Consider the following 16,037-nt stretch of genomic DNA (forward strand, 5'->3'; position numbering starts at 1 on the left):
TTGCCAACTCCCACAATCCGTCCGGAACGATCCATCCCCACCGTCCACTCCCCATGCCCAGCACAACCGTCAACTGACCATGTAGGACACGGTCTTAGACCGTGTCCTACATGGTGAGGGCTCGTTGAGCCATGTATGGGGCGGGGTACGTGGAGTTGGATTGTTCCGGACGGGCTATGGGAGATCGCGAAGCCGCTGATCCCACCGTCGAAGGTGCGGCCGCAGGGCGGAGGAACGCAGGACACCCCTGATGAGACGCTGTTCGCGGCCATCATCTACGTACTGGTCAGCGGCTGCGCTTGGCGCCAACTACCCCCTTGCTTCGGCATATCGAAGTCGACCGCCCACCGCCGGTTCCTGATCTGGTCGAGAGCCGGCGTCTGGGGGCGGCTGCACGAGGCTGTGCTGCACCGACTCGACGACGCCGGCCTCGTCGACGTCACCCGCGTCGTTCTGGACACCGCCCACGTCCGGGCCAAAAAGGGGGCGAACACACAGGTCCGAGCCCCGTGGACCGGGGCAAGCCGGGCTCCAAGATGCACATCTTGTCGGACGCGAACGGACTGCCCCTCCTCGTCGGCGTCTCAGCCGGCAACACCCACGACAGCGAAGGGCTGAAGCCCATGGTCGAGGGTCACCAAACGAGACACGACCCCCACCGCGGCCGCCACTTCAAGCCCCAGCGCCTGCACGCGGACAAAGCCTACGACCGTGCCGACCTGCGGAAATGGTTACGCGGTAAACGCATCGGAGTGCGGATCGCCCGCAAAGGCATCGAGTCCAGCGAACGATTGGGCCGCCGCCGCTGGGTGATCGAGCGGACGATGTCCTGGCTGTCCGGCTATCGACGTCTGAGCCCTCGCTACGAGCGCGATCCCCGCAACTACCTGGCCTTTCTCGGACTAGCAGCCGCCCTGTGTTGCTACAAGCGACTCGTCCGCCTCACCACGTAGGACACGGTCTGAATCACGGCGTCACCTGGCGGGTGCCCTGGGATTTGGCAGCTGCCAGACAATCTCGTCGTTGTCCCGGATGGGGCGCCAGAAGGCCAGCAGGTGTGAGCGGACCAGCCGGTCGAGGAGGTCGTCCAGTTGCGGGGGCGACTGCCCGCACAGGCGGGTGAGGATGTCGAGTTCGGCGCCGCCCGCGCCGTCGGCGGTGTGGGCGGCCAGGGCGAGTGCGGTGAGCTGCAGAGCCGGTGGGGTGGCTGGCGGGAGGACCAGCGGGGCGGGTCGCAGGGCCCACTGAGCGGCACGGGCGCGCGCGGCGCGGCCGGGAGCCTGGGCGAGAACGGCGGCGTCCAGCAGGTGCGCCGTGACGGGGGAGTGCTTCCTGAATGAGCGGTACAGCCAGCCGGCGTGTTCGAGTTCGTGCCACAGTTCCGTGCGGCCGTACAGGCGCATGCCGCGCAGAAAACCACCCGGCAGCCGGACCTGTCCCCGAGTGTCGGCGCGCAGCGCGCACTGCAGGGCCAACAGCCGGGCGGCGGGGGAGGAGGAGCAGGGCAGCGCTGTGGCCAGGTAGGTGAGCATCTCCCGCACCCGCCGTTGTTCTCTGGGCCCGGGCGGCGGTGCGCTGCGCCGGACAGCCGGGCTGTTGCCGGGCGGGGCCGGCAGCGTGGGAGGTACGACGGCGGTATGGCTCATCGCCGCGGCGCAGGCGGCGCAAGCGTCGGCCAGCCGCCACGCACGGCCGCCGCGGTCGCAGGTCAGGGCGAGGAGCACGGGTCCGGCGCAGCCGCGGTGGCGAGGGTGCCAGTGGCAGCCCCGGGCTCGGCACTGGCAGGTGCGCAGATGTCCGGCCAGCGCGTCGGTGCGGGCATGGTGGGCCAGATGGGCCAGCGCGGCCGACCGCGCGGATGCGGCCCTGAGGGGATGACCACGCCCGCAGCGGGGGCAGGCCAGAGCCGGGCCGCCCGGCTGCGGGCGCAGTTCCACGGTCCACAAGCGCTGGACCGCAGGATGCGTACTGGCAAGCCGCATCGGCTCCTTGCCCTCCCCACTGATCCGCGTCGTCGAAATGGCATGTGCTCCCGGTCGGCGGGAGCGGGAGCCGGGCGCACCGTAGTGCAGATCTCTGCACCTGCGCAGCAGCGACGGCCCGCGGTACCACCCGCTCAGATAGTGCAGAAGTCTGCACTGACAGGGCAGGGTTCTGCACCGTCGGATGGTGGGGTGACGATCTTGCCGCCCGACCCGGACCTCACCGCCCTGCGTGTCACACTCGCTCGGCTGAGGAGCGAGCGCGGGTGGACGTTCGACGAACTCGCCAGCCGCAGCGGCCTGGCCCGGCGCACCCTCATCGACCTCGAACACGGTCACACCACTGGCAGTGTCGCCACCTGGCACGCCCTCGCCCACACCTTCGACGTCCCCATCGAGCAGCTGCTGGGACCGCTGTGCGAGGACCACGGCCCGCCCGGCACAGCAGGCGCCTGACACCGCGCGCCGGGCGGCCCGCCAATCACCCGAACCGGCGAACACGTCTCACGCACCTATGCGACCGGTCGTGCAGGTGTTCGCCACAGCTAGGCCACCCGTGGGACACGCCCGGCCGCCGCCCCGCATCGGGGCGCACCGTCTGCCACGGTCCCCGGCATGCGCCCCACCCCCGCCTTCACCACCTGCCACTGGGACGGCAGCCCGCGTGCCGCCCGCCCAGTCCGCCCACTGCGAGTAGCCGCCACCAGCCCCAGCCGCCTGCTGCGCACCGGCCAGAACGGCCGCTGCCGCCTGTGCGGCAACCGCGTCGACGTCCACCAGCGCACCGACCAGCGGTCCATCGCCCTGCACCCCGCCGAACTGGCCGCCGCCCGGATCCCGGCCCCCTGCCGCTGGCATCTGAGCTGCGGCATCGCCCACCCTCAGGGCGACGGCAGCGCCTGGTGCCGCATCCCCCATGCGGTGCTGTGCCCGGGGCGCCCCGCATCCGCCGGGCTGAGCCCGTACATCGAGGTGATGCGCCGTGAGCTTGCCGTCCGCTCCCGCCGCACCTGCCTGCGAGCCGCGCCCGAGCAGCGGCCGCCCCGTCGTGCAACTACTACTCGGCCGCTACCTCGCCGACCAGCCGCTCGAGCACATCCGGTGTGTGGCCCAGACCCGCCAACGCCGCCGCTGTCCCCGGTCCGTGCTCAGCCCCCACGCCCCCGCAGGTCTGTGGAGACTGCTGCCCGCCACTGCGCATCGCGGCCAACTCGCCCTTCCCGCAGCCCCGATGGCCGTCTACGATCTCAGCCGCCTGCCCTATGCCGAACAACTGCGCTGGCGCACCCAGCGCTGCCCCGCGCATGCTGCCGCCGACGGCGCAGCAGATCTGCCCTGACCGGATGGCAGGTCTTCGACCCGCTCCTGCACACCGTGCACATCCACACCCGCCTGCCGCACCCCTCGACCGGCCGCCACGGGCAGAGGTGAGAATGCCGTACCACGCCCTGGAAATCATCCTGACCCGGCCCGCCACCCCGGCCGAACTGCACCAGGCCGCCGACACATTGCCGCTCGCGGCCAACCGCGACGCCACCCGTGTCCTTGCCCTGGTGCGCGCCAAAGCCCCGGGCCGGGCCGCGCACCGTCTGCGCCGCCGCCTCGGCACTCAGCTGCCCATCGACGTAATCACCACGCACTATCCGGACGCCGGCGGCCAGATCCTGCTCAACGTCGCCTTCCCGCCCGACGTGCACGCCACCCTCCGCCGTACCGCCGACCAGGCGGGGCAGCCCCCGGAACACTTCGTGGCGCTGGCCCTTCACCGCGCCCTTGCCCAGCACGCCGATGAGGAGACCGACCGCCTCGACCGGGCGGTGCACGGCTTGCTCGCCGGCACGACCGCCGCGCACCTTCTGGCGGCCGTCGGACGTGCCCTGACCCATCCCATCGGAGACCCGTCGTGCTGAACCCGACCGACGAACAGAGTGCCGCGGCCGACGCCTTCCACGCCGGCCAGCACCTGGCCCTGCAGGCCGGCGCAGGCACCGGCAAGACCACCACCCTGGCCCTGCTCGCCCGCACCACCCAGCGCCGCGGCCGCTACCTCGCCTATAACCGGGCCATCGCCCAGGACGCGACTGCCCGCTTCCCCAAAAACGTGCGGTGCAAGACCGCGCACGCCCTCGCCTACGCCGCCGTCGGCCACCGCTACACCCAGCGTCTCAACGCACCCCGCCGCCCGGCCTGGCAGACCGGCCAAGCCCTGGGCCTCACCCAAGCCATCCGCATCGGCGAGCGCGAGGTGTCCCAAAGAGCCCTCTCCAACGCGGTCCTGCGCACTGTCACACAGTTCTGCCACACGGCCGATCCCGAGATCTCCCGCCACCACGTCCCGCGCCTGCGCGGCCTGGAAGACCAGGATCTGCACAACCAACTCGCCGCCCACATCGTGCCGTTCGCCCACAAGGTCTGGACCGACCTGCAAAACCCTGACGACGGCTGTGTCCGCTTCGACCACGACCACTACCTGAAGATCTGGGCGCTGACCCAGCCGAGGATCGACGCCGACTTCCTGCTGCTGGACGAGGCCCAGGACACCAACCCAGTCGTCGAACAGATCTTCCTCAACCAGCGCGACCACGCCCAACTGGTGATGGTGGGCGACTCCGCCCAGGCCATCTACCACTGGCGCGGCGCCAAGGACATCATGACCGGCTTCGACGGCACCCAGCTCGCCCTGTCGCAGTCCTTCCGCTTCGGACCCCACCTCGCCCGGGAGGCCAACCGCTGGCTGCACCTGGCCAACGCCCCCATCCGCCTGACCGGCACCCCCGCCGTGCCCACCGAACTCGGATATGTCGACCGGCCTGACGCGGTGCTGTGCCGCACCAACGTCGGAGCCATGACCCAGGTCATGGATCTACTGGCCGCCGGATGCCGCACCGCCTTGGGCGGGGGAGGAGACAGCCTGCGCACCCTCGCCCAAGCCGCCCGCGACCTCAAGGAAGGCCGCCGCACCAACCACCCAGAACTGGTCCTGTTCCCCTCCTGGGGCGCCCTGCAGGACTACGCCGCCCACGACCCGGCCGGGCGCGACCTGCAACCGCTGGTCGACTTGGTCGACACCCACGGCACCGACGCCATCCTCGCCGCCCTCGCCCGCCTCAGCCCGGAAAACCATGCCGAGGTGACCGTCTCTACCGCCCACAAGGCCAAGGGCCGCGAATGGGCCCGTGTGAAAATCGCCGACGACTTCACCCCGCCCAAAGACAGCGAGAGCACAGACGGCACCGGACGCTCTGTGCCCGGGCCGATCGACGACGGCGAGGCCCGCCTCGCGTATGTAGCCGTCACCCGCACCCGCCAACGACTCGACCTGGGCGGCCTGTCCTGGGTCAATGACCATCCTGACGGCTCTGAATAGTGGCTGGGGCTTGTGCCTCCACACATCAGCGCTCAAGGACACAACCGAGCCGCAGGGCGTGGCCTTGAGAACGCGGTGCACCTCCGTGACCTCAGTGACCGGGTGTTCGTCAAAGCCGGTTCTCGTTCCTGGCCGGTGGGTCGCTGCAGGCTGGGCGCTGGCCGGACGCGAGCGCGGTGCGGTTTGCAACGGAGGCCGCAGCATGCGGAGGCCGCATCACCAGGCGAAGCTGTCACCGCCGCCGTAGACGCTGGTGAGCCCCTGCGGGGAAAGAAGCCATGCCTTGGTCAGCACACCGGGCCAGTCCTGGGCGATCTCGGTGAGCAGAGCGCCCAGAGCCAGCGCAGGAAGGTCGAACACCGGCTCCGGCTTTCCCTTCCCGCCCTGCATGGGCCTGCTGTCGAGGAGGAGCCCGATCGGCTTGTCGGGCTCGACCGCCCGGACGCGAGCCAGCTGCTTCTTCAACTTCCCCTCCACCGCGCGGCCGATGCTGGGCCGCAACTCGCCGACGGTGCACGTCCACCGTCCGTGGGCCGTCATCCGGCCCGACCACCCGACGACCTGGTCGTTGAAGCCGATCGTGACACGATGGTTCGCATCGGGTGGGACGCAGAAGCCGATCGTCGACAGAGGAAACGCTCCTCGAGGCAGGTCTCGCAGATCCACGAACGGCTTGCCCCGCGCAACCGCCTTGCAGGCCATCGCGACGACACGGCCGTAGAGGCGCTCGCGTTCCTTCTTCCGGGCGCCGAGCCAGGGCTCCGCGCTGATCGACAGCCACAGGCCGCCGCCCGGCGCCTGGGCAGCCAACTCCTGAAGTCGGCCGATGAGTTCATGAGCGACCGTGTCCTGCGTGGCGACACGCCGGGGATCTTCCTGTGGCGCTGGCACCACCGTGTGATCAACGAATCCGGCGACACCTTCGATCTCGATCTCCGCATCCACCGGAATCGGCGGCGTGTACGGGTACAACCTCTCCTGCCGTTCAGGGCTTCCCCGCAGCTCAACCTGGAGTTCCTGGGCCCGCAAGCCAGCGACCAAGGACATAAAAGCCGTCTGCTCGCGCGGTTTGTCGCTCATGAGGCCCAGGACGGACTCCGTCGTGCCGCTCTCCGTCATCCCCACCCCCCACCGTGGTCCCTCCGCTTCCAGGACAACCCTGGTCTCGCCGACACGTGTACGGCAAGTGCCTCCGTGGTGCCTTCCGGCATCTGTGCGCCCGCAGACAAATGGGTGGCGGCCTTGGCCCGGGCTCTTGCCCGAGGACATCCGTTGACGATGCGGGAAAACGCCGTCCCTCCCCTGCCCGTAGCAGTTCGCTCCGTCCCGGGGTCGGCGTGAGGGCCGGTTGTCAGTGGCGGGTGGTACATCTGGACGCCACGGTGAAGTCGTGTGCTTTACCGGATCGTTGATCACAATGGCGTGAAGAGGTAGGACATGGTCGAGACGGAACTGCCCGAGCGGGGCGTGGTGTTCTGGCCGGTCGGCACCGGAGACTCCACCACCGTCGTGCTGGGCGACGGCCTGGTCATGCAGGTCGACCTGCGCGACATGAAGGCCGCGGACGAAGACGACGCGATCGTGGCCGCGGTCATCGACCGCCTGGTGGACACCCTGCCGCAGCTCGACGACGGGACGCCCTACCTGGCCCTGTTCGCGCTCACCCACGCGGACCTGGACCACTGTTGCGGCTTCGGAGACCTGTTGGAGAGCTCCATCAAGATCGGCGAGATCTGGGCGACTCCCCGGCTGTGGCGGGAGCTCGACGAGGACACCCCGATGTGCGAGGACGCCCAGCTCTTCCATGACGAAGTCGAACGCCGCGTGAAGGCCACCATCAAGGCCATCAAGGCCGGCAAGGACCCTGACAGCGGTGACCGGGTCCGCATCATCGGGTACGACGACGACCGCGACCAGCACTCCTACGCCGAACTCCCCGACGCCTACTTCACCACCCCCGGCAAGGCGATCAGCACCATCGACGGCACCGACGTCTCCGACCGGTTCGAGGCCTTCGTCCACGCCCCGTTCCGCGACGACTGTGCCGGCGAGCGCAACGAGACCTCGCTCGCCCTGCAGCTGAAACTGATCGCCGAGGATGGCACGGCGGGCCGCATCCTGCTCCTGGGTGACCTCGCCTACCCGACCATCAAGAAGATCCTCGACTACAGCGAATCCCACGACCGCACCGAGCGCGTCGAGTGGGACGTCCTGCTCTCCCCGCACCACTGCTCCAAGAAGGTCATGTACGCGCCCAGCGAGGACGGAACCGAGGAACTCAAGCAGGACATCCTCGACCAACTGCAAGCCCATGCCGGCCCCGACGCCCGCGTGATAGCCAGCTCCCGGCCCTTCCGTACCAGCGACAAGAGCGGCGACAACCCGCCCCACCGGCTCGCCCGCGACGCCTACGAGACGATCACAGAACTGCCCGTTCTGTGCACCGGTGAACACCCCACCCCAAAGGACCCCCGCCCGGTGGTCTTCGTCCTCGAGCCCGGCCTGGGCCTGGACCTGGTCACCACCGGCGAACTCGAAGAGAAGTCCGCCGCCCTGGCAGGCCGCTCGGGCAGGCTGCTCACCGTACTGGGCCTGACCCACAGCGTCCCCCTCACGGAGACCGCGCCAGTTCCGCAGCCGCGCGGTATCGAGGCGGGTCGGGAAGCGGTGCGCCAGGCCCGCGGCGACGAGGCCGTCCCGGCCACCTCCGTCGGATTCGGTGACGCGTGAGCGACCTCCTCCTGCAGGAAGCAACCCCCGGACAGCAGCTGGCCATCACCCAGCTTGAGCGGATCGCCGCCGCCAACAACGCCCTCGAGCTGGGTCGCATCACCCCCGCCGATCCCGCCGACGGATTCCCCGGCTGGATCGAGGCCCGCCTCGGCGTGGACTGCTCCACCCTGCCCCGCACACCCGCCGGCCTGCACTTCAAGCGGCGCGAAGTGATCACCCTGTTGATCCCGGCCACGTTCCCCTTCGCCGTCCCCCAGGTACGCACCGCTCACACCCGCTTCGCGGGCGCCCCGCACGTCAACTGGGCCCGCCACCTGTGCATGTATCGTTCACCGGCCACGGAATGGGACCCGGCCGACGGCATGTACGGCTTCATCACCCGTGTCTGGGACTGGTTCCAGGCCGCCGCCGCGGGGGAGCTCGACACGCCCGGCGAGCCCCTCCACCCGCCCAACGCCCTGACCCACCAGTCCGCGGGCCTGCTGGTCGTCCGCCACGACGCCCCCACCGCACAGGGCGCGCCCTGGATCGGCGCGGCCCTTATGCACCGGGTCCGCGACGACCGCCAGGACGTGGTCGGCTGGCTGCCCCTGGGCTCCTGGCCCACCAGCGCTGAACAGGCCCGCCAGACAGCCGGGCTGCCACCAGGGTCGGAGGTCTTCCTCGCCCCGGCAGTGATCGCCACCCGGCACCTGACCTTCGAATACCCCAACACCGCCCGCGAGCTGATCGGGACCCTGGCTGGCGAAGGGATCACCCCGGCCGTCATCCTCGGCCTGATCGGCGTGGCCGCCGACCGCAACCGCACCGTCCTGCTGCCCGTCGCCGACCCGGACGACGACACCCCCGTCGCCCCGCTCTACCTCCTGCTCGGCACCCCCTCCCGCGGCATCGCCGGCAGCGACCACCTGCTGCCCCACCTGGTCGCCTGGAACCTTCCCGACCTGGCCGACCTGATGGGGCGCCTGTCCGCAGCCGCCTTCGACGACTACCCGCCGCTGGCCGAACTCGGCCAGAACTTCCTCAAGCAGACCAGCGAGAAATGGCTGGGCAGCCTGCCCACCCGGTGGGCCCGCATCCAGGAAGCCCGCCCACAAGTCACCGTGCGCCGGGACGCCGCCACCCCGGCCGCATGGCTCAACGGCAAGCAGATCCTCGTCCTGGGCTCCGGCGCCCTGGGCGCCCCCGTGGCAGAGATGTGCGTGCGCGCCGGAGCCGCCCGCGTCACCGTCGCCGACCAGTCCCTCATCCACCCCGGCATCCTGACCCGCCAGCCCTACACGGACGCCGACATCGGCCTCTCCAAGTGCCACACGCTCGCCGACCGGCTGTCCGCCATCACCCCGCACACCACCCGCGTCGAACCGCTGCCCGGCAACATCATCACCACCCTCGCCGACGCCGACGTGCACTCCTTCGACCTGATCGTCGACGCCACCGCCAACCGCATCGTGCGCGCCCACCTCGAAGCCGTCCGCGCCACCGACCCCACCACCTGGCCACCCCTGGCCACCGTGATGATCGGCCATCAGGCGACCCGCGGCATCGCCGCATTCTCGCCTACCCGTGCCACCGGCGGCGGCAGCGACATCCTGCGCCGCACCGGGCTCGCCGCCCGCGCCAATACCACCGGCGTCCACGCCGACATCCTCGACGACTTCTTCCCCACCCGACCGCGCACCGACCTCTTCCAGCCCGAACCCGGCTGCTCGGACGCCACCTTCACCGGCTCCGCCGCCGACGTCACCGGCCTGGCAGGCCAACTCATGACCGGCATCCTCCACGCCCTGACCACCCCCGAGCCCCAGCAGACCATGGCCGCCCTCACCGTCCCCTCACCCACCGGCCCCAACGACCCCGCCCCGCCCGGGGCCCGCTGGTGGACCTGGCCCAACGACACGGTCCTGACCGAGGAAGGCGGCTACCAGGTCCGCATCAGCACGGCCGCCCTCGCCGAAATGCGCGCCGAAGCCCGCCGCGGCGCCCGCGTCCGCGGCCCCCGAGTGGAAACCGGCGGCATGCTCCTGGGCGCCATCGACGACGCCACCCGCATCCTGTGGATCGACGAAGCCACTGGTCCGCCTCCCGATTCCCTGCTCAGCGAGCACCACTTCGAGCACGGCACCACCGGCATCCGAGAACACCTCGCAGCCCGCCGCACGGCCACGCAGGCCACCACCCGCTTTCTCGGCATGTGGCACACCCACCCCCACGGCCCGGCCCGCCCCAGTCCCACCGACCTCGCCGCCATGGGCACCCTCACGCTGCCCCTCGACGACACCCCGCCCCGCGCCCTGGTCCTCATCGTCGGCGGCCCCACCCACGTGTGGAAGGCCTGGCTTGAGGACGACAAGCCACCCCACTTCTACGCCCGCCTTGCCGACCGCACCGACACCCCAGCGCCCACCCCGGCGCTGCCCCGCGTAACCGCGGGGCAGCCGGACATCACCTGGTGGCCCGGCGGCTACGCCACCCAGCCCCACCGACTGCCCACCCCGCACCGATCGGACGATGCCCGACCATGACCCGCACCATCGGCCTCGCCCTGTCCGGCGGAGGCTCCCGCGCAGCCGCCTTCCACCTCGGCTGCCTGCGCGCTCTGCACGACCGGGACCTCCTCGGCCAGATCCGCGTCGTCTCCGGCATCTCCGGCGGCTCCCTCCTGGCCGCCCTGTGGGCCTACGGCCCCGCCGACTTCGCGGACTTCGACGCCCACACCACCGAACTGCTGCGCGCCGGCCTGCAAAGAGACATCATCCGCAAGGCCTTCACCCCTGCCGCCGCCACCCGCAACCTCACCGCCGCAAGCCAGGCCGCAGCCCGGGGCCTGTTCTCCCGCACCGTCACCGTCGCCCGCCCCGTCAACCGCACCGACGCCCTGGCCGCTCTCCTCACCGAGCGGGCCTTCGGCATCAAGACCATGGACCACGTCACCCATCCCGGCCTCGACACCGTCCTCACCGCCACCGACCTGGCCACCACCAACGCCGTCCGCTTCGGCAGCACCCTCAGCAGCTGCTCCCGCTACGGCACCATCACCGAACCCGTCCAGGTCGCCACCGCAGTCGCCGCCTCCGCAGCCTTCCCCGTCCTGCTGCCGGCTCTGGAACGCACCTTCACCTTCGAGCGCTCCGGCCAGCGCCAGCGCCAGACCGTTCTGCTGACCGACGGTGGCGTGTTCGACAACCTCGGCCTGTCCGTCCTCGAACCCGGCCGGAACCCCGCATTCACCCCCCAGGTCTTCGATGTCTCCTACATCATCGCCTGTGACGCCGGGCCGGGAGAACTGCCCTCCAGAGCGCCGCATTTCTTTGCCGGACGCCTGCGCCGCTCCTTTGAAGTCGTACACCGCAAGAACCAGGACGCAGGCCGTGCCCGACTCCACGAGTGGGGGGCCGCCGGGCGCATCGACGGCTTCACGCTCGCCTATCTCGGCATGCAGGACCACCGACTGCCCGCCCCGCCCGCCGACCTCGTACCGCGGGAACGAGTCGCGTCCTACCCGACCAACTTCGCGGCAATGAACCGAGCCGACTTCACCGCTGTAACCACCCGGGGTGAGCAACTCACGCGCGCCTTGCTCCCGCTTTACCTGAACTAGCCAGCCGGCGAACAGCCGCACAGCCCACGACGAGCCCGAACTAGGCAGCAGCGGCCCAGCCGATGGAGTGCCAGACCCCGGACCATGCTCGGTGTGCACAGCCGTACAGCCCGCTGGGACCAGCGGCCAGCACCTTCCGGCGCATGCCGACAGCTGAGAGTCCTCCATCCGCTCAAGGCAATATCGGCTTTGCGGGCGGAAGTTGGCGATGACACACCGAGCGCCAGCTCGGCCTCGTCCACGTACTCGATCTGCGATCGAGGTACGTTCAGGCGCCCCCCGTGCGCGGTACTGGAGGGCCGCCACCAGGCTCGTCTCTCATTTCTGCGCCCGGCCGCTCTACGGAACACGGACTCGAGTCCAGCACCTTGCCGAGCAGCCACTGCTGCACGATGCTCAGTGCTTCCCATTCCTCCTGCTGGACCTGCACCCAGCGCCCGATGTCTTCACCCTGCAGGATCAGTACGCCCTCCTCGTCCGGAAGCCCGCCCCGGCTCGGAGATCCATGCGGGGCGAGCCTGCAGGCGCTTCTCCGGGATCCCGTGCCAGGCCATCGGCAGACCAAGCGCGCCCCTGATGCAGTCGACCAGCGTGGTCCTCCCGGTGTCGATCGGGCCCGAAGACGCACACCACCGCGTGGGCGAGATCGAGCTCCCGCCTCCCGCCGTCCGATGTGAGTACGAGCCGCTCACAGAAGAAGTCCCTTGCCCAGCATCGCCGCACAGGACAGGGGGGAAGAATTCAGCAGCCAATGGGAAACCAGCACCGCTATCACGGACACGGAACGACCCGAGACGCCCGAATTCATTACTATCCATACACATAGTGGCGAACCACCGAAAAACCGCGAAACAAAAACCGTCCGACACCATCCTGGAAGCATGACCGCACAGCTGGGCACCCCCCGGGAAGCGCCGCTCCCCGCCCTGAACTTCAGCGTCCCCCATATCGGCCTGCAGACCTCGCAAATCGACAGCGTGCGCCAAGAAGGCCGGCAGGTAGAGACCAGCTTCGCCGCCACACGCACCGTCCTCCTCGCCCTGAACGCAGTCGGCGGCATGCCGGAAGCCCGGCAGATGAAGGACTTCTTCGCCTGGCCGGCCTGGCAGGCTCCAGGCATCCCCCGGCCAAGCCACGAGTGGACGGCCATCTTCGGCACCCAGAGCAGAGCCTTCGAAGGCATGCACGGCGCCGCGCCCGCAGGGGGACAGCCGACGATCATCCGCAACAGCGACCACATCCGGGTCACCGACGCGATGTGGCAGATGCTGCAGGAACAGGAGTGCGTCGTGCTGTGCACGGGCCTGGCCGGTGACCCCACCGCAGCCGAGATCGGATCCGCAGCCGCCGACGGAAAACTCCAGGCCGTCCTGGCACGCGCACTCTTCCACTGACCTCCGCCCGCCCCAGGACCAAACGACTCACCGGCCCCGCCCGACCGGCCCTGCCCGGTCACCCCACCCAACAACTCCCTCACGAAGAGCCGCGCACTACGCCCACCGCATCCCCAGCTCGGACAACTCCTCGACCCGCTCGGGCGCGAGCCGCGCGCGGCGGGCGCGGCTGTTGGCGATGAACACCCCCAGTGCGCACGAATCACCCCCCACCTCCTCGACGTGCCGGTGAGGCACCTCCAGATGCCCCTCACGCCGCTGGTACTGGCGGGCAGCGGCCACGTTCGCCGCCCAGACCTGCGCCCGCGTACGACGAGGCGCCGCGATGACCTTCTCACTGACCTGCAGCGGCCCGAGCCCGAGCTCTTCCCGCAACAGCCACTGCCGCGCCACCCCCAGCGTGTCCCACTGACGCCGCTGCGACACCGCCCACTGCCCCAGATCCTCCCCCTGAACCACCAGACACCCCGCCTCCTCAGGCAGCACCTCCCCACTGCGCACGTGCAGCCGGGCGAGATGAAAGCACCGCTGCCAGGACACCGACCAGGAAGGACACCAGGACGGGTCGATGTTCTCCAAGGCCCGCCGCCGCTGCGCACTCAGCCCAACCGCTCCCTGCCCGCCCTTGTCCTGCCGCACGGCAGCCCGCTGGTTCTTCAGCCACAGTCCCACCGGATAGCCCTCCCACATGGCATCAGCCGGCGCCAGCAGGTGCCCGTGCTCAGCCGCCCATCCCCGCGCCGCCGACAGCCCCTCGGCGAACGCGACCTCGGCATGCGCCCAGATCATGCCGAGCTCGTCCAGCTGCCCCGCCCGCTCCTCGCTCAGCTCCCCGCGGTTGCGACAGGAGCGCTGCCGGGCGATCCACACGCCCAGGGCAAACCCGTCCGGAGTCCGGTATTCATACGGCACCGCCAGATCACCACGGTCGCTGCGGTAGGCGAGCGCGGCAGCCAGGCCCCGCCGCCAGAACTGCGTCTCGGGCTGCAGCACCCGCAGACTGATGAACGCGGCCAACTGCGCCGGATCCCGCGGCCGGGAGAACGACAGAAGCTCCCCGGCAGCCTGGCTCACCTCGCCCGCCGCCTGTACCGCCTCCCCGGCGGCAGCGCCGCCGGCCACCTGGGGAACGGCCAACTGCTCCACGGCCTGGGTGTCATGGGCCCGCAACGCCGTGAGAACCTTCACCAGCTCCCCATAGGCCCGAGAGAGCAGCATCTCGTCAGGCTGCTCACCCGGTCCGAGGAAGACCGGCACCACCAGGGAAGCGACCTTACCCTCCCCAGGCTGCATCCGCAGCGCCCGTCCTACCGCCTGGACGATGTCGACAGCCGACCCCCGCACGTCCGCGAATACAACCGCATCGCACTCCTTGGTATCCACCCCCTCACCCAGCACCCGCACAGACGACAGCACCCGCACCCACGCCGCCCCCAGATCACCCTCCGGCTCCGACGCGAACTTCTCCAGCACACGCCCCCGGTGCGCAGGCTTGTGCTCCCCACACAACCAGTCAGCCCACACCGCATCAGGCTCCGCATACAGCTCCGGGTCGCTCTCCCACAACTCCTTCGCCACCGCGCCAAGACCACTGGAGAACGCCTCAGCCTCACTGGTGCGGTAATGAAACGTCAGCAGCCGCTTCAGCTTCCGCTCCGCGGCCGCCTTCATCACCGCCGTCTGCAAGGCCGCCAGCCGCACACCTCGAACCTGCGCCGTCCTCCCCGCACCCCCGGCCAACTCGACAACGGACAGCCCAGGATCCGCGATGTCGACACACACCACCTGGTACCGAGCGATCAGCCCCCGCTCAATCGCCTCCGACAACGACAGCCGATACACCACCGGACCGAACACGGCCTCGTCATCCATCGACGCAACCAGCTCACCACCCCCCGGCTCCCCTCGATCCGTCACCTCCCACAGCCGCGGCGTAGCCGTCATGTACAACCGCCGCAACGCCGGCACCCGCGCATTGTCATGAACCCCCGCCCACGCCTTGCCCAACGCCCCCGACGTCCGATGCGCCTCATCCACCACCACCAGATCCCAGGCGTCCAGCCCCGAGCGATGACTCCGCTCCAGGACCCCCAACCCCAACGAGGCGTAGGTGGCAAAGACCGTCACCAACTCCAGACCGGAAACCCACCCCACCAACTCCGCCTCATCGGTGGTGCACTGAAGGACCTGCGCATCCTCGCCCGACAGAGAACAGGCACCGAACATCGGACCCCGGCGCCCCGCCTCACGCCACACAGACACTGTCTGCGCCAGCAGCCCGAGCGTGGGAACCAGCACGAGCACCCGCCGTGCACGCAGAGCCCGCGCCGCGTGCACGGCGATCAGGCTCTTGCCCGTTCCGGTAGCGGCGACAACCTGGGCCCGCACACCACCTGATGACCCCCCGTCAGGAGCGTGCTCCAAGGCCCGCACCACCGCGTCAACAGCCTCGATCTGATGGGGACGGAGCGTCCACCGAGTCGACACAGCACATCACCTCTCACCCAGGGCCACCCGCCAGAGGCACTACCCGTTGAGCGTAGACTTTATCCGCATCCATTTTTGATTGCATTGCCTCGAAGACCGAGCTTTCACCCCACTATGACAGGGCCATCACCGACGCCGTGCGAGCTTGGACAAGAGGACCCCGTCTGAGCCCAGGCGGAGGATAATGGCCCAACCCCCGCCCCCTGTAGCCAGCCGCCCGCGTAGCGGGCCAGGCTTGGAGGCGAAGCCGGAAAGCCAGAGGCAGGGGAGCGCAGCGGATCTGCCGAACCGGACTGCGCAGCAGTCCGGTTGATTGGGGGGCCGAGCGAAGCCGGCCCCCCAATCAACACTTCGTCAGGCAACCCCCGCGAAGCGGGGGTTGCTCCTGGGGGAGCGAAGCGGACCCAGGCCGCCCCGCGAAGCGGGGCGGTTTCCCTTGGATGTGCGCAGCGCATCCAAACCCGCTCCGCGGG

12 protein-coding genes and 1 pseudogene are annotated in these 16,037 nt (G+C 70.0%); 10 read left to right on the plus strand and 3 right to left on the minus strand.

Translation table 11 applies throughout. The features are described from left to right. Positions 1-135: 135 nt before the first annotated feature. Positions 136-953 (plus strand): IS5 family transposase gene (locus ACFY9S_RS40180; RefSeq protein ID WP_391139026.1). Its coding sequence is split into 2 segments (ribosomal slippage): positions 136-478 and positions 478-953, totalling 819 coding nucleotides; the frame shifts between segments, so codons are not numbered across the junction. Positions 954-974: 21 nt separating this feature from the next. Here the strand turns inward: ACFY9S_RS40180 and ACFY9S_RS40185 are convergent. Next, positions 975-1,982, minus strand: coding sequence for a hypothetical protein (locus ACFY9S_RS40185; protein WP_391139028.1), 1,008 nt, complete (start codon positions 1,980-1,982; stop codon positions 975-977). Positions 1,983-2,174: 192 nt separating this feature from the next. Here ACFY9S_RS40185 and ACFY9S_RS40190 point away from each other — a divergent pair, with 192 nt between their 5' ends. From ACFY9S_RS40190 to ACFY9S_RS40210, 5 genes and pseudogenes are all read left to right on the plus strand, one after another. After that, positions 2,175-2,438, plus strand: a complete 264-nt coding sequence (locus ACFY9S_RS40190; protein ID WP_391139029.1) for a helix-turn-helix domain-containing protein — start codon at positions 2,175-2,177, stop codon at positions 2,436-2,438. A 159-nt stretch (positions 2,439-2,597) separates the two neighbouring features. Further along, a pseudogene (locus tag ACFY9S_RS40195) lies at positions 2,598-2,933 on the plus strand (DUF6083 domain-containing protein); the annotation flags it as partial. Between the two features lie 31 nt (positions 2,934-2,964). Continuing rightward, on the plus strand, positions 2,965-3,321 hold the full coding sequence (locus ACFY9S_RS40200; RefSeq protein ID WP_391139047.1) for a hypothetical protein: 357 nt from the start codon (positions 2,965-2,967) through the stop codon (positions 3,319-3,321). A gap of 94 nt (positions 3,322-3,415) precedes the next feature. Beyond that, the gene (locus ACFY9S_RS40205; RefSeq protein ID WP_391139031.1) at positions 3,416-3,892 is read left to right on the plus strand and encodes a hypothetical protein; all 477 of its coding nucleotides are present in this window, start codon (positions 3,416-3,418) and stop codon (positions 3,890-3,892) included. Continuing rightward, positions 3,889-5,349 carry a UvrD-helicase domain-containing protein gene (locus ACFY9S_RS40210; protein WP_391139045.1) on the plus strand — a complete coding sequence of 487 codons (1,461 nt, stop codon included), beginning with the start codon at positions 3,889-3,891 and terminating at the stop codon, positions 5,347-5,349. Before ACFY9S_RS40205 ends, ACFY9S_RS40210 begins: the two co-directional genes overlap by 4 nt. A 216-nt stretch (positions 5,350-5,565) precedes the next feature. Here ACFY9S_RS40210 and ACFY9S_RS40215 read toward each other — a convergent pair whose 3' ends face one another. Continuing rightward, positions 5,566-6,429: a hypothetical protein gene (locus ACFY9S_RS40215; RefSeq protein WP_391139033.1), complete on the minus strand. Its 864-nt coding sequence runs from the start codon at positions 6,427-6,429 to the stop codon at positions 5,566-5,568. A gap of 357 nt (positions 6,430-6,786) precedes the next feature. Here ACFY9S_RS40215 and ACFY9S_RS40220 point away from each other — a divergent pair, with 357 nt between their 5' ends. From ACFY9S_RS40220 to ACFY9S_RS40235, 4 genes are all read left to right on the plus strand, one after another. Next, a complete protein-coding gene (locus ACFY9S_RS40220; RefSeq protein ID WP_391139035.1) occupies positions 6,787-8,079 on the plus strand; it encodes a hypothetical protein in 1,293 nt (430 codons plus the stop codon). Next, the gene (locus tag ACFY9S_RS40225; RefSeq protein WP_391139037.1) at positions 8,076-10,607 is read left to right on the plus strand and encodes a ThiF family adenylyltransferase; all 2,532 of its coding nucleotides are present in this window, start codon (positions 8,076-8,078) and stop codon (positions 10,605-10,607) included. Before ACFY9S_RS40220 ends, ACFY9S_RS40225 begins: the two co-directional genes overlap by 4 nt. Then, complete coding sequence (locus tag ACFY9S_RS40230) at positions 10,604-11,683, plus strand: patatin-like phospholipase family protein (RefSeq protein ID WP_391139039.1); 1,080 nt, start codon at positions 10,604-10,606, stop codon at positions 11,681-11,683. The genes ACFY9S_RS40225 and ACFY9S_RS40230 overlap by 4 nt, the downstream gene beginning before the upstream one ends. 881 nt (positions 11,684-12,564) lie before the next feature. Next, entirely contained in the window at positions 12,565-13,077 is a 513-nt protein-coding gene (locus ACFY9S_RS40235; RefSeq protein WP_391139041.1) for a hypothetical protein, read from the plus strand. Positions 13,078-13,173: 96 nt separating this feature from the next. Here ACFY9S_RS40235 and ACFY9S_RS40240 read toward each other — a convergent pair whose 3' ends face one another. Further along, positions 13,174-15,564 carry a Helicase associated domain protein gene (locus ACFY9S_RS40240; protein ID WP_391139043.1) on the minus strand — a complete coding sequence of 797 codons (2,391 nt, stop codon included), beginning with the start codon at positions 15,562-15,564 and terminating at the stop codon, positions 13,174-13,176. Positions 15,565-16,037 lie beyond the last annotated feature (473 nt).

The sequence above is a fragment of the Streptomyces sp. NPDC012474 genome (genome assembly GCF_042955185.1).
Taxonomy (GTDB): domain Bacteria; phylum Actinomycetota; class Actinomycetes; order Streptomycetales; family Streptomycetaceae; genus Streptomyces; species Streptomyces cahuitamycinicus.